We start from the raw sequence: 21,738 nt of genomic DNA on the forward strand, positions 1-21,738 counted from the left end.
AACGTCCTGATTTTCCACATGGTTTACCAAAGGAGATGTGATTAAATTTATTCGGCAAACATACGATGATCGCCTCCAAATGCTTCAGCAGATCAAAAAATTATTTTTCTTTCAGTATATTACTGAACCTATCTTAGATTGGTTCTTACAAATGGGATTACAGGCATACTTTAAGGCAAACTTTAACTTTAACTACTTTAGACACATATTACGATAGCTCAACAGACAAGTATACTTATTATTTTGACAAGTATACTTTACATCACCGTTTGAATATGTTACTATGTATTCGTGGAGGTGATAGTTTGAATGAGAATATTCAGCTAAAAAACCGATTAAAAGTTGCCAGAGCGGAAAAAAATCTTTCACAGGAACAGCTTGCAATTCTTGCAGGCGTAACCAGACAAACAATTAGTTCTATTGAAACAGGTCAATATTGTCCAACAGCAAAATTAGCATTAATTTTATCAAAGGTTCTAAATAAACAGTTTGAGGATTTATTCTATTTTGAGGAGGCTATAGATAATGATTAGTAAAATGGTCGAGAGAGATGAAAGAACGACATTTATCGAAAATATTAGTTATAAATTTGGATATGTCTTCATTACTTTTGCATTACTTCTTGATACTGCATATAGATCGTTATATTCCAATGAAGCACCATGGGATCTACTTGCAATTATTATTATAAGTGGTGTTGTTATGTCAATATATCAATACAAACAAAGAATTTTAGGAAACACTTGGCTAAGAACATTTATTTTTACATTTATCATTGCCTTTATTATTGCAATTATAATGGTATTCGTTAGAAAATTATTCTAAACTTTTCCGGCGTATGGAGGCGCGGCCGATACGTACGGTCTCGCATAACGTCTCGTAGGTTCCCACCGCGTCTCAACCGCATCCATATTTTCTAAGTGGCGGACGAAAGCATACCAATAAAAATCTCCGTCCGCGCCATGAATGACGGCCCCTTAAATTACTTCCTATCTTTATTGGATCCCCTTTTCTACCCTTAAGGATGCAGCATAATTAGGGTTTTGCCTTTTTATATTTTGCATAATGGCAATCAATAATTCTTGAAGCAGCGTTTTGGAAATAAACTCATATCCAGGCAGCTTGGCATTCCAGGTGTGCACTAATTTCTCAAACAGTTCCTCAACCGCGTAGAAATCCGTTAAATTTTGTACAGGCTGCAGAGGGAGGGTTTCAACAGCCTCCGTTATCTCATGTTTTCCATCATTTAAAACCACATAAGCTAATTGATCTCTTTGACAGCTCTAAAACTCATATAATCTTGTCGATCGATCTTCCTTTTATCAAATATACCTCCATGATAGACAATGATATATGCCTGTTGTTCATCCTTTACTGATGTATCTGAAGTCCAGTAATAGATTACCTTGGAATGTACATCCCATAAAGGTGTTTCTTTATCTGGTGTTCTATCATAGACGTCCTTCTCTTCTTCCGGATACCAGACTCCACCTGCATTTTCGTCGTGGAGCATCATAGAACGAACTGCTTCATCCACTGTTGGCAAGCGCCAAATATTTTGCTCTTCCTTCATAGTGGTTGTACCATCCTCTGATAAATACTTGCATATATCTTGTGCCTCTTTCCAGGAGGTCCCTTTGTCCGGCCAGCCAGGCCCTCTTGGTGCCCAAGCCAGAGTTACACCATTCCCTTCTACTATTCTCATACCAAAATCATTATCATTAATTCTTTGGGAAACTTTAATACCTTGAGGAATTGAAATAGCTAAAGTAATAACTAAAGGAACAATTATGATTAACCTATATGCCCATTTCTTAGGCTCAGGCTCCCCAAAATAATAAAGTAGCCCAAGAACAGCAAAAGGTATAATAATCAATAATCCTAGCACATTAAAACTGGCACCGGAAAAAAAATAAATACAAAAGCCACCAAAAATTAGATGTAGTAGAAAACCCATCCTTTTCCATCTTAATATAACTAATGCTAATAATACAAAAATGATAGCAAATACCATATATTGGAGTAAAAACATACAGAGGTTGTCTCCGATGGAAGTAGCGTACCAGCCTTCATGGAAATTTTCAAAAGCTCCCCAATAAGCCCATACACTTGACAATATAACAGTTATGGACACACCTATCCATCCGATAATTACCTTCTTGTTTTTTTCCATCCTCAATCTCCTCAATTAAATCACCGCTATAATCTATGTGGATACTCAAACAAAATGTTTCAATGTTATTTCTTTCAGAGTCACGGTAGAGATGCCGGTGTACGGAACTACCGCACCGGGCTCCTCATGAGTATTCGCTTTCGTAATTGACAGATACCTGTCTTAGCTTTTCCCTTCAGTGAGGTTTGCATCTGTTTTCCGGTCCTACACGTCCGGCAGATGAGTTTCCTGTGTAGGCTGTAGCCGAAAACATATGCAATATTCAAATACAAACAAAGACCTTAATGTTAGCCGTTGGGGCTTCTCTCATCAAGCCCATCAAATAAATCGCTTGGTTTTTAACGTCTAATATCAGACTTAGAGTTTGTTATAAAGCCAATTTGGCATGATTTTTAACAACCACGCTATACTCCGCCAACGCTTACTGATATAAGCATGCTTTTTCTTCACCACAATCTTCTTATATATTTGCAATGCAGCCTTCGCTGGTGAGGCTACCCAAAAGAGACCCTCACCCTGAGCCATAGCCGTATCAACAAAACCAGGTTGTATGTCTGTAATAATTATAGGTATTCCTAATTTATATGCCTTTTGACGTAACCCTTCTAGATAGTTGGATACAAAAGATTTTGAAGCATTATATGCTGGGGCACTTCCATTACCTCTAAGAGAAGCAATTGATGATATACCTACAATATGACCTACGCCTCGCTTAACAAAGTATTTAAAAGCCACATTAACCATCGCTACGAAACCGGACACATTGACATCAATTGTTTTTTTCTCTTTATCAAAATCAAGATCAGGATTTATAAATCCACAGCCTGCGCTGATGATAATTATTTCTACTTCGTTCATTTCCTGAATTAAGTCTTCTAATAATTTCATGGCTTCTGTAGAAGAAACATCAAAGTTTTTAATATATGACTCAGTAATAATTTCTTTCTGGAGCTCATGTAGAAGCTCCATTCTTCTACCAGTAAGCCCGACTATATAATTATTTTCAGCTAATATCTTTGCCAATTCTCTTCCTATCCCAGATGTAGCTCCAATTACAATAGCTTTCTTCATAGCCAGGCACCATTCCTTAATTTATTAAAACTAATAAATAACCGCACCTAAAAACACAAAAAAGAAAACCCCGAAACAACTTTATATAATTCAACATAATTAAATATATTCCTTGTTTTTCCATAACATCCTTATGGGAAATTGAAAACTGCTGCCAAAATAATTTGTCAGCGGTCCATGGAATAATGCATCATCGTGCTTTGTCTTACAGTTTCTTTTTCTTGAACACCAGGAGTGAGAGAATCAAGCATAACACAATCAGCAGCAGCGCCGTCCAAGCTGTTACGGACATGTCGCCAATTGTTTCCGCATTTGTAAGTAGCGTGATGTTATCCGAGGCAAGCGCGACGGGATTCCATTTTTGAAACACCGGAAACACATTGGCAATCAGCAGGAGCATCATGATTGCGGCTGTCAGAAGAAGTCCTCCGTAATTCCCCGATGCAAGTGTGCTGGCCAGCAGAAGGACTGCCAGGAGAAAAGCACCGAACAGCCATAGGCAAAACAACGAGAAAAACAGATGAGGCAAGGAGAAGCTCCCGAACAGATAAACAGTGTATCCGTAATCGGTGATCGCGGCAAGGACATAGCTCACCGTCCACAAAATCAAAGCCGCCAAATATTTTGACATGATGACCGCAGATCGGGACAACCCCTTGGCAAGAAGGATGACCAGCGTACCGCGTGTCACTTCCTGGGAGAGTATAACGTTGAAGACAAGCAGCAGGATGATCAAACCCATTTGGCTCATGTTCTTGAAGAATTGGCCATAGGCATCCAGGACTGTCGGCTCCGGCATGCTGATGGATATTCCCTGAACGGTCAGCTGGGCAAAAATATCGGGCATCATCTTGGCCAGTAAGGGGCTCATCATGCCGAATAAGAACAGTACCGAAACCATGATAACGGCTTTATAGCTGCGGATTTGCTCCAGAAATTCTTTTTTAGTAAAAGCGATTAAACCGTTCATTGAATAACCTCCAAAAATACATCTTCCAGCGAAGGTTCAAGCACTTCATATTTCAGAACGAAAACTTGTTCCCTGAGCAGCAGTTCCAGAATTTTTAGCCCTTCCGTAGCCATGTCCTCAAGGCGGACGGTCAGGGAATTTTCTTTAGCCTCCACTGCAGATACGAAGGGGAGATTTGCAAGCTTCCCGGCAAGAACAGCAGCGCTGTCTTGATCCGCCAATGCTATCCGGAGGGAACTATGGCGATAGCTATTTTTGATATCGGAGAGTTTCCCTTGTAAAACAAGCTTGCCATCGTCCAGAATCCCAATATGATCACAGAGCCGTTCCACATCGGATAAAATATGGGTGGAAATTAAAATGGCGGTCTGCTTCCCGGCAATGGACAAAATGTCCAATATTTCTTTTCTGCCAACGGGGTCAAGCGCCGAGGTCGGTTCATCGCAGATCAGGAGCCGTGGCTCGTTCATCAAAGCCTGCGCAATCCCCAGCCGCTGTTTCATTCCTCGGGAAAAACCGCTTATTTTTCGGTTACTGTTCTCCAGCCCTACAAGGGCCAGCAGTTCTTCCGTCTTTTTCCGGATTGGGCGGGGCTTCTGCCCGGAGATTTCCCCGCACAGTCTTAAATATTCGACGGGTGTCATGTAACTGTAAAACTCCGGCACATCCGGAAGATAACCCACATGCCTGTTGGTTTTTGTGTCTCCGTAAGCGACTTTTTCCCCGCACACTTTGATTTCTCCGGCGTCAGACTTTAAAAACCCCAAAAGCATTTTCATGGTGGTTGTCTTCCCTGCTCCGTTTTTTCCTATCAAGCCAAAAACGGAGCTTTCGGAGACTGAGAAGCTCAAATCCTGTATGACCGGAAGACCCCCGAAGTTTTTCTTGACATGTTCCAGCTTCAGAATTTCCATTAGTCGTCACCTTTGCCTAAGGTAAAATACAAGATAGGGCCGATAATCTGGAACAGGACGACGACAATTACCCAAAGCACCTGATTGCCGATGCGGTAAGTCCTGTGCCGGAAAATATGAACGAGCGCAGCTGCTGCCAGGGCAACTTCAATCACCATGATCGGAATTAGAAAAGGTAAATAAGACATTAGATCTTCCATCAGACTTCCTCCTCCATCGATTCAAGTCGTCGCCAAAGTTTCTGATAACGCTCCTCCGATTTAAGACTTTGAAACGCAGGATTATCTACAACAACGCTCTTTAAATCTTTACGGATGAGTTTATCGCTGCGCGGAGCATCTCCTCCCAAATTGAGAGATTCAAAATACGGCTGCAGCATGTCAAAAAACGAATTTCCTTTTAGTTTTAACGGGAATGTATTCTTTTGAAAAATGATATCCGCGTATGCTTCCAACATATCCAGCGCTTTTTCATTACGGTTCTGCGCTGAGTAAAGCGCAGCTGCCGTGAGATACACCGTGAAATAATGGGACGGCTGCATCTCTTTGAGCTGAAATACCTCTCCAAGACTCAGCACTTTTTGCAGACAGGCATCCGTTTTTTCCGGAGCATCTGCATAAAGTGCCATGAGGTCGGGAAAAGCCCCGAAAAGACTGGCTACATTCGTATAAATAAATTGCTGGAGATAACGCTTGGCGCGGTCGCTGTCACCTTTTATTGCATAGGCTTTGGCCAGCAGTATTCCCGTTGATACCGGTCCTTCCTCGGTCCCTTCGAGCAGGTCGATAGCTTGGGCAGGCTCCTGCAGGGCCAGGCAACAGTAGGCTCGCAAGGAAAGTGCCTCTCTGGCCAGTGCCGCGTCACCGCTGTTCTTTTCCACACACTCAAAATATCCCGAGGCTTCCCGCAGAACCTCGTTCATCCGGTCTGGTCCGCCAGCAAGCGGTGCGTGGTTAACCAGCAGCTGCGCGATGGAATATACCAGATTCCAGCACGAATGATACTTCTTGATAATCGCCAGGCACTCGGCATAGGTTTGGTCAAAGGACTCAGCAGCAAAAGCATTTGCCAATCTGCGGTACAGTTTTCTTATATCCTCCTTTGTCATTTGAGCTTCATACCCCAGAAGCTCATCAACGCTTACGTTGAAGAAGGCTGCCAATACAGGCAACAGCATAATATCCGGATAGCTTTGTCCTGACTCCCACTTGGAAACCGCCGGTTTGGATACCCCAAGATATTCGGCCAGTTCTTCCTGGGTGAGCCTTCTTTCTTTTCTCCGGGCTGCAATTATTTTTCCAATGTTGATTTTGGTCATAGATCCCACCTCATTTTTAATTCTTAAGTTTTGATTTTCAAGTTCATTATAGTCTGCTTATTTTTTTTACTCAACGGAATCGTCGTTAACAATTGTAAAAAAAGTTAACTATGAGTTAACTTTCTGCAGGTCTTATCATTGGCGGGAATGTTGGCGCGGCAAACGACAAAAAACCGCTGACAAAATCATTCGTCAGCGGCTTTAGCTTACCTACAATCATTCAGCTTTATTCGTGCATTCAGCGTTACTCGTGATGCTGGTGCTCTTTCTTGAGCTGGGCGACCAGCGCGTCGGATAATCTTGCCGGAACTTCCTCGTACCCGATGAACTGGGTCGTGAACGTGCCTCTCCCCTGGGTCATAGCTTTGAGGTCAATGGAATAGCGCATCATTTCGGATTGGGGCACATGGGCTTTGATCACCTGGCATTTGCCGTTGGGTTCCATGCCAAGGACCTTGCCGCGTTTGGAGTTCAAATCTCCGATGACATCACCCATGAATGCTTCAGGAACCTTGACCTCGGCCTCAACGACTGGTTCCATCAATACCGCGTTGGCCATTTCAGCACCTTTCTTGAAAGCAAGATGTGCCGCAAGTTTAAATGCCATTTCTGACGAGTCTACGCTGTGATAGGAACCGTCATACAACGTGAATTTCACATTCGTCATCGGATATCCGGCTAGAAAACCATCAGCAACTGCTTCACGCAGACCTTTTTCAACAGCAGGGAAATAGTTTCTCGGAACCGCTCCGCCGAAAACTTCTTCGTTAAATTCAAAGTCTTTTTCCGGGTTTGGCTGCATCTTAATCCAGACGTGTCCGTATTGGCCATGGCCGCCGCTTTGTTTCTTGTGTTTGCCTTCAACTTGCACCAATTTTTTGATGGTTTCTCTGTAAGGAACTTTCGGTACTTCGGTCTCGACGGCAACACCGAATTTTCTAGCCAGTTTTTCGCCGACAATATCGAGTTGCATTTCACCGAGCCCGCTTAAGATCGTTTGTTTGGTTTCTGTATTTTTGCCGACGCTGATGGTCGGATCTTCATCGACTAACCTAGCCAGTGCGGATCCGAGCTTATCTTCATCGCCCTTGCTCTTCGGTTTGACGGAAAGCGGCAGCGCAGGTTTTGGGAATTCAATTCCGTCCAGTTGAATACCTTTCTCTTTCGTTGTAAAAGTATCTCCTGTTTTTGTCTCCTGCAGTTTCGCAACGACGGCAATATCACCGGCCTGGACGCTGGCCGTATTATCCTGGTTCTTCCCTCTCAGATAGAACAGCTGGCCCAGTTTCTCCTCGACTTCCCGGTTTGCATTGTAGACAACTGTCTCACTGGTAAACGTTCCGCCATAAACTTTGAAGAAAGTCATTTTGCCGAGATAGGGATCAGCAAGCGTTTTAAAGACCAACGCAGCCTTTTTGTCGATAGGTGTAGGGGCAGGCACATAGTCAGCCAAGAATTGTGCGAATTCCTTTACGCCCAGATTTTTTTCTACCGAACCAAATAAAACCGGAACGATCATATTCTGAGCGAGCCCTTTGGCTGTGATCGTTTTTAATTCTTCATCGTTTAGGGACTCTCCATCCAGATATTTCATCAGGAGTTCATCATCAGCTTCTGCCGCAGCTTCAGCAAGTGCTTCTTTCAATATGGCAATATCATCTATATATTGATCAGGTATGTCGGGTTGGAACATACCAACCACACCTTCGAATGCTGCCTCTTTGCCAACCGGAATCTGCATTTGAACGAAACGGGTATTCGGGTAAGTTGATTTCAACCGATCCAGTACCTTTTCTGCATTGGAATTTTCTCTGTCCAGTTTATTGATAAAAATAACTTTAGGGAGTTGCTTTTCTTCGACCAGATCCCAGATGATCTCAGCCTGAACTTCTAAACCATCAACCCCGCTGATCACAAAAACACTTGTTTCCACGACGCGCAAAGTACTGATGACTTCACCGATAAAATCGGAATAACCAGGTGTATCGAGAACATTAACTTTAACATCCTTATGCTCGATCGGAATTAATGAAGTGCTAATTGAGATGTGACGTTGTACTTCCTCTTGAAGGTAATCTGATACGGTGTTTCCATCGTTTACTTTCCCGATGCGGTTCGTTACTCCGGCATTAAAAAGCATGGTCTCAGCCAGCGATGTTTTACCTGAACCTCCGTGCCCCACAAGACAGATATTACGAATACTCTTGGTGTCATAGCTTTTCAAGAATAATCTCCCCTTTGTCTATTCTTTTTAATAACTTGACTTAAACAAGACTATAGCAATAACATCACTAATATTAAATTATAACATGTTTAATTCTCTTTAATTCTCTGTGGTTTCCACAATTCCTCTAAAAAAAACTGTATCCCTAAAAAAACTTGGAGCATGACCTTCTTTCCCGGTGCATAAGTTGAATAGAAATCAACTATATGTACTCTGACAGAGTATCGGCCAGGGAGGAAGAAATGCCCAGAAATAACCTCATTTTCGGTGCAGTCATTCTTTTTGGGGCGAATCTGGTCAACCGTCTGCTCGGGTTTGTCTACCAATACCTGATTATGCACTATATCGGCAGTGAAGCGTACGGATTGTTCTATATGGTATTTCCTGTCTATATGACTGCACTGGTCTTAACCACAGCGGGAATACCACTGGCTGTCTCCAAAATGGTTGCCGAAAGAGTCTCTATTGGCCGCTATGCTGAAGCCCGGAGAGTATTCCGGACAGCTTTCCTGACTTTATTTATTTCCGGTCTGCTGGTTACCATCACGTTGTACCTGAACAGATCCCTGATCGTTCACAGTTTCTTTGCGGATGAGCGCGTTGGAATTGTTTTTCAGATCTGTATCCCGTCGATTTTTATCGTATCTGTGGCTTCTGCGTTCCGGGGATATTTCCAGGGACTGCAGAATATGGTCCCTTCAGCGGTCAGCCAGGTTTGTGAACAAATCTTCCGGATTGGGATCGGCTTTTCTCTTTCCGTATATTTATTAAAGAAAGGCATTGAATGGGCAGCAGCCGGTCTTGCAGCAGGAATGCTCTGTGGGGAGATCGTTGGTTTGCTTGTGATCCTGATTCAATATCTGATGCAGCGCAAGCACCTGCCTTATGGAAATCAAAACGGCGGGCAATCCAAACCCGTCATGCCGGAGCTGATCAGTTTGTCCTTGCCCGTAACCGGAAGCAGGCTGATGGCTACAGGGCTGTCTTCTTTGGATACCGTCATTATTCCCAAACAGCTTCAGCTTGCCGGCTATTCGGCCAGGAACGCCACCTCTCTCTTTGGAGAGTTCAGCGGGACTGCACTTACGCTGCTCTCGTTTCCAAGTGTCTTTACATTTGCGCTGGCGACATCGCTTGTCCCGGCTATTTCCGAAGCAATGGTCCGAAATGATGTCCGGGCTGCCAGGAATAAAAGCATAGATGCGATCCGCTATACCATTATGCTTGGATTGCCGTGTGTCATTGCACTTTATTTTTTTGCTGAACCGCTTACGCACCTATTCAAAAGTGACCATGTATCTGCAGTGTTGAAGGTCTTAGCCTTGGGCGGGCTGTTTGCCTATATTCAACAGACGACCACAGGAATTCTGCAAGGACTCGGCAAAACCTTTTTACCGCTGGCCCATTCGGTCATCACGGCAGTATTCCGGATCCCGCTTCTTTTCTACCTGACTGGAATTCCGAAATTTGGTCTCGTGGGTACCGCTTTAACTTATGTATTTGGTTTTGCCATGATGGCTTTCTTAAACCTTTATGCCATAAACAAGCACATCGGACTACAAGCTGATCTGAAATCCATGATCCTGCAGCCGGTCCTGGCCGGACTTGGTATGACAGCTGTGCTCAAAAGCATCTTATGGCTGATCCCGGGCCAAACAACGCTGCTTACGAGTCTTACTGTCCTTCTTGCCGCAATCGTGATTTATTTTGGGATCCTGATTTCTCAGGGAGGCATTTCAATAAAAGAAATAAAGAAGACCTGGCGGGCTTTGAGGTTTTGGCCTAAAAATAAATAGTGCCCCATTTACAGCATACCTAGCGTTATGCTTTCACCGCCAAAAATTTCGGATCTTGCTTCCCCACTGCCAATACGTCAGCAGGGCTACCACCAAAACAATCACAATAAGCAAGATCTTATAAATAAAATAAATTTTCACCACGGACAGCAGCGTAATAATGACAGCAAGAACAATCGGAATGATAAATAATTTTTTAAGATTATTCTTTCCACCTTTTTCTCGACTCAGCCAGAAAATAATAATAAACACAGCAAAATAAAAGAAAAAAATCCAAAAGCCCATACATTTCTCCTCCCTATAGTAAATTTCCCATGGTCTTTAACCGTTCATAATCGGTCAGGTCACAGTGTAAAGGCGTAACCGAAACATACCCTTCCTGAATTGCCCTGAGGTCGGTATCCTGTTCTTCTTCAAAAACGAGCGTTCCGGTGATCCAATAATACTCTCTGCCATAAGGAGATTTTCTGTTTTCGAACGCATTGTCGTAAACAGACCTGCCTAGTCTGGTGACTCTTTTTCCCTTCCATTCCTCCCTGTCGCAGGGCGGCACATTGATATTGAGCAGGCCACTCTGATACTGAAGCAAGGGGCTGTTCGTATCAATCAAGCGTTTGATGAGCAAAGCGCTTGGCATATAGTCTTCGTAATCATAATTGGCAAGTGATACCGCAATGGAACGTATCCCTAACAGGGCACCCTCCATTGCGGCTGCCACAGTACCTGAGTAGAATACATCCGAACCGAGATTCGGTCCGTGATTAATTCCGGATATGATCAAATCCGGCTTGGCAGGAAGAATATCCCCCTGTATTGCCAGTTTGACACAGTCTGTCGGTGTTCCGTTGACAGATACACCGATATGATTATCTGGCAAGGAATGATGGGTCACGAAGATTGGTTGAAACAGGGTGATAGACCGTCCAACAGCTGATCGCTGCCCTTCCGGAGCCACAACGTAGATCTCATGCTGATGGTCCGCTGCCAAAGCATCATACATGGTCCTGAGACCGGCAGCAAAATAACCATCATCATTTGTCAGCAGGATTTTCATGCAAAACTAGCCTCCGTCATTCTGCCGCTCATTATTGGATTAGTGTCTGCCCATAATTAATGAGAACGCCTCTGCCCTGGTGGCAGCGCTGGTTTCAAACATTCCTCTGACTGCTGATGTAACGGTCTGCGCGCCGGGTTTTTTAATTCCGCGTACGGTCATGCACATATGCTCAGCTTCAATGACGACAATAACGCCGCGCGGATTAAGCATATCATTCACAGTATTCGCAATCTGGCTCGTCAATCTTTCCTGTAGCTGTGGCCTTCTGGCGTAGTCTTCGGCAACTCTGGCCAGCTTTGACAATCCTGTCACCTTGCCGTGTCTCGGTATATACGCAATGTGGGCCTGTCCAACAAAAGGAAGCAGGTGATGCTCACACATTGAATAAATCGGAATATCTCTAACCAGTACCATTTCCTCGTGGTTTTCCGAAAACAATACAGACAGGTTCTTGCTCGGATCTTCATGAAGTCCGGCAAAAGCTTCCTCATAAAATCTGGCAACTCTTTTGGGAGTATCCTTAAGTCCTTCTCTTTCCGGATCCTCTCCAATTGCTTCTAAAATATCCCTTACAGCTCGTTCTATTTTTGCATGATCTATAGCCATCATGATCGCCTCCTGTTATGGTGTAAATTAGCGGAATATTTTATTAATTAGGTCAACTTGAATTGTATCATTTATTTTCGATTTGACCAAATTTTTTTTACTTTTTCTGCAGATACGCAATTCTCTCGACAATTTTATCATCATAATTTTACTTCTTTAAAGTTTTAACCTGCGTTTCTCAGGCAGCTCCGGCCATTTAAGGATCGGCCCAATTAACTTATACACCAGACTGGATTCCTTGGTCAGTATGGGGCCCAATATGGCGAGAATAAGCACATACAAGGCAGAAAACGGCTGCAGGACTCCCAGCAAGCCTCCTGATAGGGCCAGTGTGGCGAGTATAATCGAAAATTCACCACGTGACAGGATCGTTAAGCCAATCCTGAGTGAAGCGCGATGAGACAGCTGAGCTCTCCTTCCGGCTATAAACCCAGCAATCGTATTACCAAGAAGCGTCAGCAGTACTGCGCCAAGGACCGGCCAAACAGCGCCACCCAGCGTAAAAGGATCGATGCTTAGACCGAAACTGAAGAAGAATAATGCGCCGAAAAAATCACGAAAGGGAACAATAATGTGTTCAATCCGCTCGCGATGCTCCGTCTCCGCCATTACGAGGCCGAGTAGCATTGCTCCGATGGCCTCGGCAATATTCAGGGTTTCGGAAATCCCCGCAACCAACGTCACCGCCGCAAAAGTCACCAGTAAAAACGTCTCGTCCGAAGGAATATCCAGCCGGCGGTTCAGCCACGGAACGAGCTTATGGCCCAAAAACAGAAATGCCCCGATAAATCCAAGTGCAACAGCTGCTGTAAGCAGGACTGTAACGGTCGAAGTCGAACCTGAAAGAACCAAGCCGGAGACAACGGATAAATAAATTGCCACAAACACATCCTGAAACATCATCAGCCCTAAGATAATTTCTGTCTCATCGTTCGCAGCTCGTTTTAACTCGACGATGACTTTAGCTACAATAGCGCTTGACGAAATTGTCATCATCCCTGCTACGACCAGGATTTCTTTGACGGGCCAACCTAAAAGCAATGGGTACAGCAGCGCAACAGAAAAGTTGATGAGCATATAGATGAGGCCGCTGCGGAGAATCGACGGTCCCGATGCCATCAGCTGTTTGATTGAGAATTCTAATCCAAGAGAGAATAGTAAAAATAAAACACCCATCTTTCCCATAAAGTCGATGAGCGCGGCTGACTGAATAAACCTGAAATCAAATACCCCGATATGAGGAGCATGAGGTCCAACAACCATCCCCGCAATAATCAGAATAGGCACAATGGAAATCCGCAATTTACCGGCTATCATCCCCGCCACGGCCGATAAAGCCAGAGCGAGACCAACTTCCAGTAGCAAATGCTCCATTAATGAACACTCCCGTGAAACAGGAGTCCTTTAGCAGCTTTCACCTGTTCTTTTTCTCCCAGAATAACAATCGTTGCACCTTCCTGAAGAACGATGTCGGGATTGGGATTGATCGTTTTATTTTGGTCTTTTTTCACCATCGCAATAATCGTCCCGCCGGTCCGCTTCCGGACCTGCATCTCACCGATTGATTTACCAATCGCATAAGCCCCCGTTTCAATCCTGTACCATTCGAGTACCATATCCCCGATGGCTACCTCAACAGTATCCAGATCTTTGGGGCGATAGGCCATTCCGCCCAGAATTGAGGCAATACAACGCGATTCTTCATCATCAAGTGTTACCATCGAGATCGATTCATTCGGATCCTCGAGGTAATAGTGATACATTTCCCGGCGCCCGTCATCATGGACGATCACGACCAGCTTATCTCCAGACCGGGTGTCCAGCTGATACTTTTTCCCGATTCCCGGCAAGTCTTTTTCCTTGACTAACTTCATGCCAAAAAGCCTCCTTTTCCTTTAAATTTACTTTAACAAATCTACGGATATAAGTAAAGAAACGACAGCATTGGATAAAATAAGAATTCCCCATTCAGACTATGCCTGGTCAGCTAATTACGACACAAAAAAAGACATAACGAAACTTTAGTTCCGATACGTCCTTCTAACTTCTTTTATGTGGTGAAATCTTCATTTTGCCATATCGACGTCAATGTAAATCAAATCACCGCGTTGCTGTAAAGAATACGCGGTCGAAAGTAAATAAAATTTTACCGTCTTTCGAGCCGGCATAATACTTCATAATTTCCAGCATCAGATCACTCTCAAATTCTTTTTGCTTTTTGTCTTCATGAAGACAATCCAAGTAGGGTCTCAGCCCGGTGCTTCGATACAGATCCAGGATATCGTCATAACTGTTCATCAAATGATAATACCTGGTTTCCCATAATTCGATTTCCGGTGTTAATTCACAGAGAATATCATAATAATATTCAGGAGTATGAACCTTATAAGGAATCGCAATGTGATTAAAATAGCCGGACCACTTCGCTGAGGATACCAGGTCTAGAAGCAGCTGATGAATCAGCATTTCATTGACAAACGGAACTTGGACAGCTAATATGCCGCGGGGTTTCAGCATGGCAAACAGTCTGGAGATAAGAAGATCATTATCAGGAATCCATTGGAAGACCGCATTGGAAAATATGAGGTCGAACTGGCCCAGATCGGAAATGTCCCGTCCGGCATCTCGTAATAACCAACATACTGACGGATTTGTTGCTTTGGCAATTTCGAGCATGGCATGTGAATTATCAATGGCTGTGATAGCCGCATTCTTCCATCTCTCCGCTAAAATGCGGGTGCTATTACCCGGGCCGCAGCCTACATCCAGAATGTTTTCAGGCTGTTCAAGCTTAATACGGCTGACTAAATCACGTGACGGTTTGGATCTTTCTTTCTCAAATTTTAAATATGCCTCTGGATTCCAGTCTGCCATGGTAATGCCCCCCAAAAACGTTTCTTTGGTATATCAAACACTCTAAGCACTTTCTGATATATCTAAGTGCAGCTAAGGCTGCCGCCTTCACCAATGGCTTAGCGCCAGCCAAGTTTTCTATAATTGTACCAGAAAATAAATGATAATGAAACCTCTTTGGGAAGTCTGACCTTAAATGGCTTTTTTAACCGTTAAGCCGAAAGATTTATTGTAACAATCAACTGCCACCTTTGTGTTGGACATTTCTTCATACGTATTCCCAAGCAGGATCCAGGCCGCGCTGTTTTTGTTGTCCATGGAGACCAGTCGTTCCAGGATAATTTTAGCGTCGTCCCACAGCCCTTTTTCGGTCATGCAGACACTTAAATTATAGAGCACCGTTTTATCTTCCGGATCAATTTTCAGGGCATTCTGATAATACTCAATTGCTTTGCGCGTTCTTCCGAGCTGAAAACAGATAAAGCCTAAATTATTCAGCAGCAATGTGTCGTTATTCTTCAGCGTATAGGCTTTTCTAAGTAATCGGTAAGCCTGGTCGTCCTGCTGAAACTCGTGGTAAATGCCGGCCAGATTGCATAGGGCATCAAGATCATCCGGGTCATGTTTTAATACTTTCTGGAACAGCTTCCGGGCTTTGCCCTGCTGACCGGTCTGCGCATAGCAGTAGGCCAGCCTGGACATCAGGCTGAAATGCCCCCCGCATTTAATCGCTTTATGGAAAGATTCGACCGCATCCTCGGTCTGATTCATTTTTAGCTGCATCTCAGCTTTCATTTCCCAGTATTCCGGCTGATACGGCTTCACTTTACAGCAGCCGCTGAAACAGTTTAAAGCTTCCCTGTATTGCCCCTGGAACTGATAGATGCTGCCAAGTCGAAAAAGGATATCGGCATCTCCAGGTGAGGAACGCAGAGACTTATCCAGACAATTAATAGCTTCCTGCCATTCCCCAAGTTCGAGGTAACAATCCGTCTGCAGATTCCAGTAAGTACTGTTCGCTTCCAGCTGAAGCGCATTTTCGAGATGAATCAAAGCATCATTGACAAATCCCTGTCCATGACAGCAGCGGGCCAGTAAAAAATGTACTTCAGCCAGCTGTCCGGGCTCTTCGCTATAGATGATTGCTGCTTCCAAATAGGCCTGAGCTTCTTTGAAAACCTTATGATCAATCAGTGTTTTCACCTCTGCCAAATACAGGGCGTCGGAGATATTTTCTGTGTTTAAGATTCCAAACAGGATTTCCAGGGCCTGCTGTTCTTCACCCATGAAAAGCAGCCAATTAATTTGCAGTTTTGTCTTGAGATGTAAGCGGTTTCCCATATCAACACCCCTAAATATAAAATTATCGTCAAAGACGAGTGCCTTGTTAACCTTAAAATTATCATATTACAAAAACTATGACGCCCGGCTAGCTAAGATTTTGGTTAACATGGTACTGGATAGTTATTCTTCTTCCTTCCATTATTTACCTCTTATTTTACTGAAAAACCGCTCCTCAAATAACATCTCAATTAGATATTTTTCCAATTGGAACTATTTTTTTCGTTATTTATTTCTAAAAATATGTATAATAAGAGAAGAGTTGCCAAAGCTCAATTTATTGATAAAGAGGCTGATATTTTGTCCAAAGCAAAAGTACCCTTCTTGATCATCATGATGATCATCATGATAGCAATACCGATAATGTCCGGATGCAGCAAAATATTCTCGTTTTCCGCTGATGAAGAATCCAATCCAGTATCAAACTTGCCACCTGGTGCGCTTTACATAGACGGAGCTGCTATCCGTCCGCTAACTCTGAATGTAATTAATCAGGCCAAACAATCCATTTATATCGAGCTGTCCAGTCTGAATGATCAGGAAATCATTAATTTGCTGATTACAAAAGCGCATTCGGGCATCGAAGTGAGACTGCTGCTCGATCAATGGCAGAGAGATAATACCTCAACCATCAAAGCACTAAAAAATGAAAACATATCGGTCCAGTACTATCCTGCTGAAAAAGGACAGTACCAGACAGTACGCTATATGGTTGTTGATCACAAAACGGCTGTTTTTTATGAAAAGGACTGGACCGCCAAAGGCTTCGATGCGCACAGCATGGCTGTAAAGCTATCCGGAGACTCTGTCGGTGTCATGGACAAATCCTTCGGCAAAGACTGGACCTATACGACAACACTGTCGCTCGATTTACCGGATACTTCCAAATTGCCAGAAGACAATATTACCTTTGCCGTTACTGTCAATGTTAAACAGCAGCTTCTTAATTTAATCAACGCTGCTACGTCTGAGATCTTAATAGAAACCGAACAACTAAGTAAAGACGATATAATTGATGCCCTGATGGAGGCAAAAAAAAGAGGCTGTAACGTGAAAGTGATCGTCAGCCTTTCCAGTGCGATTACCTCGCCCGATGCCATTCAGGAATTAAAGGATGCCCAGATCGAATTACGCTATTACAATCATCCTGACAAAAAAGCGATGGGCGCAAATTTCGGTATTTTTGATCAGACAACGCTGTTTTTTTCCAATTCTGCCTGGACATATCCTTCTTTTGTTATTAATCACGAGAGTTCCTTGACTATCCCTTCCCCTGCTGCCGCCAAAAAAGTTACAGCGCTGTTTGATGAAGAATGGGCTAACAGTACACCTTAATCAGTATTTCTCGTTCCTATCCTTATATAAAACCATATGTAGGGCAAGTCTGTGGGCCACTATACCGCTTTTCGGCAGATTGCGCCCTCCATGGCGAGTCGCCTCCTTGCCATCCATGGCATCGCCGACATTAGGCCATCCGTGGCCGTCAAAAAGCCGCGCTACGCTATCCTGCTCCGCTCGCAGCGGAACTGTGTCCCACAGACTGATCTTAGGGTTATTCAAGCAGGTCTGCATACTAAAATACAGAGCATTTTGCGTAGTTATTATCTGGCATACTGAACTTACTTAAACAACTTTTGACCAGTCTGCGTGCCATAGTTCCAGCGTCAAGCGGAGCAAGGAGGCGAAGTGGCCCCAAATACTTTAGTCTGACTATTATTTACTTATTTACTCAACTTTCCCACCCTGTCGGGTAGGTTGAAACCTTGAAAGTCTTTGAAAGTATGGTTAAATACAACAAGGAAACCACCAAATCTGGTATAATGAGAATAACCACAAACCCAATAATACCAGTACTTTGGAGGTTTCCTATGACCAGTATTATACCAGATTTGACGAGTAACGAAAATGCTGTTTCCTCACGAATCGATCAATATTTTATCCAGAATTCATTTTCCAAGCTCCTTAAACGTTGCAATTTTTATAAAGAATCAGGAATTCCGTGTGTGACTATTTTAAAAGAACTTTTCACCCTTGTTTTTACCGGAAAGAATCTCTTTAGAACACTTGAAATGAAACCCGAAGAATTATCTTTCCGTAAAAATACAGCCTATCGCTTCTTAAACTCCGGTCATTATAATTGGTCAAAACTCCTGTTGTTACTAGCATCTAAGGTCATTGATTTTGTTAATGGTTTGACCAGTGATGATCGGAAATCGGTACTCATTGTTGATGATTCTCTTTACAGCAGAAGTCGAAGTAAGAAAGTTGAACTGATGACTCGGGTCTTTGACCACACAACCCATAAATTTGTGAAAGGCTTTCGAATGCTGACTTTGGGCTGGTCCGATGGAAACACATTTCTGCCTATTGGTTTTTCACTCTTAAGTTCCCAGAAACCGGAGAAGATCTTGAATCCGGCCAAGCCTTTGGATAAGCGAACGATTGCTTACAAAAGAAGAACCGAGGCGATGGGGAGTACAACCGATGCTTTGATTAATCTTCTCCACTGTGCTGCTCATATTCCAGCTAAGTACGTTCTTTTTGACAGCTGGTTTGCCCATCCTAAGACGATCTTAAGGGTCAAACAAGAAAAGCGCGATGTTATTTGCATGTTGAAGATTACAGAGAAAATTCATTACCACTATAACGGAAAATGGCAGCCCCTTCAGGAACTTCGTAAATTGGCAGGTGATATTGCTGATGCTAAAACAGGGATCATCGGTTCAATAACAGTTCAAATACGTGAGACCAAAAATATTCAAGACTTAACCGATGTGAAAATTGTTTTTGTTCAGGACAGACGATCGAAAAACTGGCTGGCCCTCCTGAGTACGGACTTGGAGCTATCTGAAGAAGAAATTGTCCGTATTTACGGCAAACGCTGGGACATAGAAGTTTTCTTCAAAGTATGCAAGTCGTATTTGGCTCTGGCTAAAGAATACCAAGGACGAAACTATGATGCTCAGGTAGCCGCAACATCCATCGTATTTCTAAGATACATTATGTTAGCAGTTGAAAGCAGAAATACTCAGGATGATAGGACAATTGGAGAACTATTTTACTATTACAGTGATGAAATGGAAGATCTCAAACTTTCTCAAGCATTAGTATTGTTAATCGACACTCTCAGGCGTGTTCTAAGCAATTTTCCTGTCATAAGCCAGGAATTAGCCAATATGATTATGGATACTTTTCTTAGCACTATTCCACGGTCTTTCAAAGAACGATTGTTGTTTGCAACCTGATGTGTCAGAAAAATCATGGCTTTAACCATTATTTAATGGTGGGAAAGTTGAGTCATTTATTTAAAATACGCTCTACTTATACTTATTTATTATTGATGGAGGCACCATCCGCACGCGAGAATGAATACGTATTTGATTCTGAAATAACATTATTGAGGCTGTCGATCATCTTTAAAAGAAGCTTGACCGGCTCAGTCTCATTCTGGATTGATTTGGGCAAAGTGGCTGTTAAGACAGTATTACTTACATACTTCGTTTTAACCGGGGTATCATCAATATAAATCTGATAATCCGGTAGGAAGTTTTCTCCTTGAACCTGAATCACATCTTCACTCAGGCGAAGGACCTTTTCGATCTTGGGAAAACGTTCTCCAAGCAGGTACAAAGCATTCTGAACTGGTTTATCCCGTGGTTCCAGCTCATAGGCATACGCATTGCCAATCAGCGAATCATATTGCAGCATTTCATAGTCTGCAGATTCTGTTTCGGTGATTTTTTCATTCTGCTGATAAAGCGCAGCGGTCATAACGTCCGACCCTTTTTCATATAAGGAATAAAGAAAATCCGTCAGGGTATTTCCTTCTTTTTTGCTTTTTTCCAGAATGTAAGGCCCCAAAAAGCTCGAGGAAATACGGATATTTTCTTTATCTTTCGGGCTCGAGAAATTATCCCAGATGATAAAGGGCACCGTATATTTGTTTAAATAATCACTGTAATTATTCCGGTCCTGAAAAAAGTCAGCCTCTTTGTATACTTCCGAGCTATTGCCAAGCAAGGGCAAATGATCTCCGTAAAAAACGACAATCGTTGGTTCGTCAATCTTCTTCAGACCTTCAATCAAAGCTTTCAGGGACTGATCGACATCGGAAATTGTATTCACGTAGTTCTCCAGCAAGGTTTTACTTTTAGCCGAAAAGTTACCCTGGACCTGAATCGTATTTCCGGCATTAGGTTTCTCCGCATAGGGTCCATGAGCCTGCATCGAAATCGCATAGATGAAATCGGGTTTATCATTCTGTCCAAGCTGCTGCAGAATCTTCTTCGTAAGCTCCGTATCGCGGATATAAGTTCCTTTCTTCTCAGGATCTGTAAAAAATTCCTTGCTGATAAATTTGTCAAATCCCATCTCTTCGAAAACAATATTGCGGCGGTAAAACCAGTTATGGTAAGTATGAATTGCCGTAGCCTCATAGCCCTGCTTTTTGTAAATCGCGGGCAGGGCATCCATATCCCTGGTTGCGTACTGGACATACGGAATGATCCCTGCCGGGAGAAACTGGCAGGAATATCCTGTTAGAACCTCAAACTCTGTATTCACCGTTCCTCCGGCAAAGACAGGAACAACCATCTTTCCGCCTGAATAATTTTTTTGCAGATAATGAAAATACGGAATTGGATCTTCGCTGAAGCTTACTTCTTTCATCAGCGTCGGATCCCAGAAAGCTTCACTTTGCACATAGATGACATTTGGGGTGAAATCCGGATCAACCGTGTAATCAGTTTTGGTCTGAGTAATAATCTTTTCAATTTTTCTTTTTGGTAAGAAGCCGGAGCATCATCCGAATAGGCTTTATAATTCATCATAAAGCCGATAATCAAGCCATTTTCTTCATAATTGGACTGCTGGCTCCAGTTTACAAGCCGACAGTTGAAGGTCTTTTGCATAGAAGTATGGGCAACCAGATTAAACAGCAAGAGAAAAGACAGTACCGCAATGGGGACTTTTTGAGCCGAAAGGTACTCTTCTCTTGGTATGTAACGAATGATCATGATGATCGCAGCGATGAGCAAAATCACGAGTCCCAACATAAAAGCGATCGGCATATCCTGAAAGCTCTGGGAAATATTCGCGGCTTCCTTCCCAAGGTTTAAATCCCAGGGCAGCAAAGGCTCTCCTCTTAGGAGTAGTTTTTCCCTGCTGACCAGTGCAATAAAGGAAAGGCCGGTTAGAATGACTACTGCAATGGACAGGTACAAACGCCGGGGCAAAAGATAAAAAGCATTAATCAGTCCAAACAGCATGGCATACGTGGCAATGAATTGATTCGGATAGTGTACGGACCAGACCAGCGTATCGGCGAGACTTCCGCGTGAGACCGTCTCAAACAATATTAAAACCATTAACGGAATTATAGCCAGAAATTTAGAATTAGACACTTTCTCCTCCATA

At 43.2% G+C, this 21,738-nt stretch carries 22 protein-coding genes; 5 read left to right on the forward strand and 17 right to left on the reverse strand.

Annotated elements, in window-relative coordinates:
* The first annotated feature begins 305 nt into the window (after positions 1-305).
* Both DEHRE_RS08020 and DEHRE_RS08025 read left to right on the forward strand, forming a co-directional pair.
* Complete coding sequence (locus tag DEHRE_RS08020; protein WP_019226278.1) at positions 306-533, forward strand: helix-turn-helix transcriptional regulator; 228 nt, start codon at positions 306-308, stop codon at positions 531-533.
* A complete protein-coding gene (locus DEHRE_RS08025; RefSeq protein ID WP_019226277.1) occupies positions 526-825 on the forward strand; it encodes a hypothetical protein in 300 nt (99 codons plus the stop codon). The genes DEHRE_RS08020 and DEHRE_RS08025 overlap by 8 nt, the downstream gene beginning before the upstream one ends.
* Before the next feature lie 170 nt (positions 826-995).
* On the opposite strand, the gene DEHRE_RS08030 is transcribed toward DEHRE_RS08025, so the two are convergent.
* From DEHRE_RS08030 to DEHRE_RS08065, 8 genes are all read right to left on the reverse strand, one after another.
* On the reverse strand, positions 996-1,256 hold the full coding sequence (locus DEHRE_RS08030) for a hypothetical protein (protein ID WP_019226276.1): 261 nt from the start codon (positions 1,254-1,256) through the stop codon (positions 996-998).
* Positions 1,257-1,261: 5 nt separating this feature from the next.
* Complete coding sequence (locus DEHRE_RS08035) at positions 1,262-2,173, reverse strand: Lcl domain-containing protein (protein WP_019226275.1); 912 nt, start codon at positions 2,171-2,173, stop codon at positions 1,262-1,264.
* Positions 2,174-2,530: 357 nt separating this feature from the next.
* Complete coding sequence (locus DEHRE_RS08040) at positions 2,531-3,244, reverse strand: SDR family NAD(P)-dependent oxidoreductase (RefSeq protein WP_019226274.1); 714 nt, start codon at positions 3,242-3,244, stop codon at positions 2,531-2,533.
* Between the two features lie 205 nt (positions 3,245-3,449).
* Complete coding sequence (locus tag DEHRE_RS08045) at positions 3,450-4,214, reverse strand: ABC transporter permease (RefSeq protein WP_019226273.1); 765 nt, start codon at positions 4,212-4,214, stop codon at positions 3,450-3,452.
* Positions 4,211-5,128: an ABC transporter ATP-binding protein gene (locus tag DEHRE_RS08050; RefSeq protein ID WP_019226272.1), complete on the reverse strand. Its 918-nt coding sequence runs from the start codon at positions 5,126-5,128 to the stop codon at positions 4,211-4,213. The genes DEHRE_RS08045 and DEHRE_RS08050 overlap by 4 nt, the downstream gene beginning before the upstream one ends.
* Positions 5,128-5,328, reverse strand: coding sequence for a PLDc N-terminal domain-containing protein (locus tag DEHRE_RS08055; protein WP_019226271.1), 201 nt, complete (start codon positions 5,326-5,328; stop codon positions 5,128-5,130). Before DEHRE_RS08055 ends, DEHRE_RS08050 begins: the two co-directional genes overlap by 1 nt.
* Positions 5,328-6,446, reverse strand: coding sequence for a helix-turn-helix domain-containing protein (locus tag DEHRE_RS08060; RefSeq protein ID WP_019226270.1), 1,119 nt, complete (start codon positions 6,444-6,446; stop codon positions 5,328-5,330). The genes DEHRE_RS08055 and DEHRE_RS08060 overlap by 1 nt, the downstream gene beginning before the upstream one ends.
* A 244-nt stretch (positions 6,447-6,690) precedes the next feature.
* A complete protein-coding gene (locus tag DEHRE_RS08065; RefSeq protein ID WP_019226269.1) occupies positions 6,691-8,670 on the reverse strand; it encodes an elongation factor G in 1,980 nt (659 codons plus the stop codon).
* Between the two features lie 242 nt (positions 8,671-8,912).
* On the opposite strand from DEHRE_RS08065, the gene spoVB reads away from it, so the two are divergent.
* Entirely contained in the window at positions 8,913-10,466 is a 1,554-nt protein-coding gene (gene spoVB, locus DEHRE_RS08070) for a stage V sporulation protein B (RefSeq protein ID WP_019226268.1), read from the forward strand.
* 33 nt (positions 10,467-10,499) lie between these two features.
* On the opposite strand, the gene DEHRE_RS08075 is transcribed toward spoVB, so the two are convergent.
* From DEHRE_RS08075 to DEHRE_RS08105, 7 genes are all read right to left on the reverse strand, one after another.
* Positions 10,500-10,751, reverse strand: a complete 252-nt coding sequence (locus DEHRE_RS08075) for a hypothetical protein (RefSeq protein WP_015042869.1) — start codon at positions 10,749-10,751, stop codon at positions 10,500-10,502.
* A gap of 13 nt (positions 10,752-10,764) precedes the next feature.
* Entirely contained in the window at positions 10,765-11,520 is a 756-nt protein-coding gene (surE, locus tag DEHRE_RS08080; protein WP_019226267.1) for a 5'/3'-nucleotidase SurE, read from the reverse strand.
* A 39-nt stretch (positions 11,521-11,559) separates the two neighbouring features.
* On the reverse strand, positions 11,560-12,132 hold the full coding sequence (folE, locus tag DEHRE_RS08085) for a GTP cyclohydrolase I FolE (protein WP_019226266.1): 573 nt from the start codon (positions 12,130-12,132) through the stop codon (positions 11,560-11,562).
* 153 nt (positions 12,133-12,285) lie between these two features.
* Positions 12,286-13,503, reverse strand: coding sequence for a cation:proton antiporter (locus DEHRE_RS08090; protein ID WP_019226265.1), 1,218 nt, complete (start codon positions 13,501-13,503; stop codon positions 12,286-12,288).
* Complete coding sequence (locus DEHRE_RS08095; RefSeq protein WP_015042873.1) at positions 13,503-14,003, reverse strand: cation:proton antiporter regulatory subunit; 501 nt, start codon at positions 14,001-14,003, stop codon at positions 13,503-13,505. Before DEHRE_RS08095 ends, DEHRE_RS08090 begins: the two co-directional genes overlap by 1 nt.
* A gap of 226 nt (positions 14,004-14,229) precedes the next feature.
* Complete coding sequence (locus DEHRE_RS08100) at positions 14,230-15,003, reverse strand: methyltransferase domain-containing protein (protein WP_019226264.1); 774 nt, start codon at positions 15,001-15,003, stop codon at positions 14,230-14,232.
* Between the two features lie 171 nt (positions 15,004-15,174).
* A complete protein-coding gene (locus tag DEHRE_RS08105; protein ID WP_019226263.1) occupies positions 15,175-16,323 on the reverse strand; it encodes a tetratricopeptide repeat protein in 1,149 nt (382 codons plus the stop codon).
* Between the two features lie 243 nt (positions 16,324-16,566).
* Between DEHRE_RS08105 and DEHRE_RS08110 the strand changes: the two genes are divergently transcribed.
* Positions 16,567-17,658, forward strand: a complete 1,092-nt coding sequence (locus DEHRE_RS08110; protein WP_019226262.1) for a phospholipase D-like domain-containing protein — start codon at positions 16,567-16,569, stop codon at positions 17,656-17,658.
* Positions 17,659-18,191: 533 nt separating this feature from the next.
* Positions 18,192-19,568, forward strand: coding sequence for an IS4 family transposase (locus tag DEHRE_RS08120; RefSeq protein ID WP_025205691.1), 1,377 nt, complete (start codon positions 18,192-18,194; stop codon positions 19,566-19,568).
* An 82-nt stretch (positions 19,569-19,650) separates the two neighbouring features.
* On the opposite strand, the gene DEHRE_RS15295 is transcribed toward DEHRE_RS08120, so the two are convergent.
* Both DEHRE_RS15295 and DEHRE_RS15300 read right to left on the reverse strand, forming a co-directional pair.
* A complete protein-coding gene (locus DEHRE_RS15295; RefSeq protein ID WP_242836911.1) occupies positions 19,651-20,991 on the reverse strand; it encodes an LTA synthase family protein in 1,341 nt (446 codons plus the stop codon).
* Complete coding sequence (locus DEHRE_RS15300; RefSeq protein ID WP_242836912.1) at positions 20,991-21,725, reverse strand: hypothetical protein; 735 nt, start codon at positions 21,723-21,725, stop codon at positions 20,991-20,993. The genes DEHRE_RS15295 and DEHRE_RS15300 overlap by 1 nt, the downstream gene beginning before the upstream one ends.
* Positions 21,726-21,738 lie beyond the last annotated feature (13 nt).

Origin of the sequence: Dehalobacter restrictus DSM 9455, from assembly GCF_000512895.1 — a bacterium.
In the GTDB taxonomy this organism is placed as follows: Bacteria; Bacillota; Desulfitobacteriia; order Desulfitobacteriales; family Syntrophobotulaceae; genus Dehalobacter; species Dehalobacter restrictus.